Annotated in this window: 2 protein-coding genes; one reads left to right on the top strand and one right to left on the bottom strand. The window is 69.8% G+C overall.

What is annotated here, in order from left to right:
• Positions 1–1578: glycosyltransferase family 2 protein (locus BIV03_RS16780; RefSeq protein WP_139202046.1), on the bottom strand; the 1578-nt coding region annotated here is incomplete at its 3' end.
• 136 nt (positions 1579–1714) lie between these two features.
• Here BIV03_RS16780 and BIV03_RS19895 point away from each other — a divergent pair.
• A partial coding sequence (locus BIV03_RS19895; protein ID WP_175475930.1) for a hypothetical protein occupies positions 1715–2186 on the top strand: 472 nt, incomplete at its 3' end.

Genomic DNA, 2186 nt, shown 5'->3' with positions numbered 1-2186 from the left:
CGAGCCGGCGAGCTGGCCGAGCCAGAACATGCGCTGCCGCTCGGAGGCGCAGATGAAGTAGTCGCCGAGTTCGAGCTGGTGGTTCAGGGTGTCCGACGCGTCGAGGATCTGCCGGTTCCACTGGTCGACGTCGTCGCTGCGGCCCTGCTCGAGCTGCTCGAGGTGCAGCGGGTCGTAGACGTCGACGACGAGGATCTTGCTCGTCGACTCGAGCACCGGGAACAGGCGGAGGGCGTGGCCCTGCACGATGATGACGTCGGCCCAGGCCTCGTGTTCGACCATCTGGCGCGGGTGGCGGTGCGGCACGGTGACGACCTCGTACGAGGGGTCGATCTGCGACGAGCGCGTGAGGCTGATGACCCGGACGTCGTGCTCGCCGGCGAGCTGCTTCGCCATCTGGGTCGCACGGATCGCCGGACCGGCCATCTTCTCGCCGATGGAGTCGCCCGTGATGATGAGGATCCGACGCCGGGTGCCGACCTCGAGCACGCCGAGGGAGTGCACGATCTTGTCGTAGCCGGCCAGGTAGTTCTCGATCGGGTACGCGGGCTCGTCGCGGTTGCCGAAGAGGCGCAGGAGCTCGCGGTCGCTGCGCACGCGGGTCGCCTGGATCTGCCGACGCGACTCGGTCATCGACGGCAGCTGCTCGACGAACTGGTCGACGCCGTAGATGCCCGCCATCGCCGTCTTCGGCACGGGGATCGTCGGGACGCTGTCGTCGCCGGGGTTGCGGAGGTCGAGCTCGGTCGAGTCGAGTTCGCCACGACCGACGGCGCGACGGACGACGAGCGCGAGCGACCCGGGCAGGGCCGCTGCGAGCTGCTCGTCACCCAGGTTCTTGTAGAGCGTGAAGAGGGCGTTCCGCTCGAGCAGGTAGGTCTCGCGGAAGTCGCCGAACTTGTTCATCGACGCGTGGTGCTTGTGGAACGCGACGGACTTCGGCTGGTACCGGAAGCGCCAGCCGAGCAGGTTGAGCCGCCAGCCGAGGTCGACGTCCTCGTAGAACATGAAGTAGCGGTCGTCGAAGCCGTCGAGCTGCTCGAAGAGCTCCGCACGGATGAACATCGCCGCGCCGGTGCCGAACAGCACGTCGGTCTCGGACTCCCAGCGCCCCGTGTCCGGCGAGCCCGCGAACGGCTTGTAGCCCATGCCGTACCAGGTCATCGCGGCCTCGGTGAAGTCGACGTTGACGCCTTCCCAGTCGAGGACCTTCGACGCCACGGCGCCGATGTCCGCGCCGGAGGCGAACGTCGCCATGGCCTCGCGCACCCAGCCGGTGTCGGGTCGGGCGTCGTTGTTGAGGAACGCCACGATCTCGCCGGAGGACTTCTCGACGCCGAGGTTGCAGCCGCCCGTGAAGCCGAGGTTCGCACCGGCGTCGACGAGCGTGAAGTCGAGCTCCGACGCCTTGAGCCGACCGAGGTGCTCGGGGCCGGAACCGTTCTCGACGACGATGACCTCGAGCCGGTCCTGCGGCCAGTCCTGCTTGCGGAGCTCCGCGATGCTCGTCAGGGTGTCGTCCGTGCCCTTGTAGTTCACGAGGATGACGGACACGACTCCCGGCTTGCGCTCTGTCACGCGGTTCCTCCAGCAGCTGCCGCGCACCTGGCGCGGGTCGACGGGTCGGCCGCGGGGTGCCGACGGCCGATGACACCCTACAAGGCGCGCGCCCGCGCTCCCCTGAGATCAGCGCCGATTCGTGCAGAATGGCTCGGTGACCGCGACCAGCATCCCGACCGCTCCCACGTCTTCCCCCCTCGCCGCGGACTACGCCGCGATCGCCGCGGGCGACCACGCCGAGGGGCCGCGCGGGACCGTCCGGTTCGCGGTGTCGACGGACGACCCGGCCGAGGGCAAGGGCGACCTCTACGTCGCGCTCGGGCTGGCCCGGGCACTGCGGGACGCCGGGTGGGGCGTCGCGATGTGGCCGATCACCCGCTGGGCCGACCCGGTCCCGGACGACACCGCCGTCGTGGTCGTGATGATCGAGTCCTTCGTGCCGGGTCGGGTGCCGCCGTCCACCGCCCTCGTGGCGTGGGTGCGCAACTGGACGGCGAAGTGGGCGGCCCTGCCGTACCTCGACGAGTTCGAGGCGATCTGGACGTCGTCGAGCACCGCGCGCGACGCCGTCGCCACGCACTACGACGGCCCGGTCGAGATCGTGCCGATCGGCGTCGACCTCGAGC

This window comes from Curtobacterium sp. MCBA15_016 (genome assembly GCF_001865105.1).
Lineage (GTDB): Bacteria > Actinomycetota > Actinomycetes > Actinomycetales > Microbacteriaceae > Curtobacterium.
The sequence above is the reverse complement of the archived record's forward strand: the minus strand, read 5'-3'. Positions and strand labels throughout refer to the sequence as shown.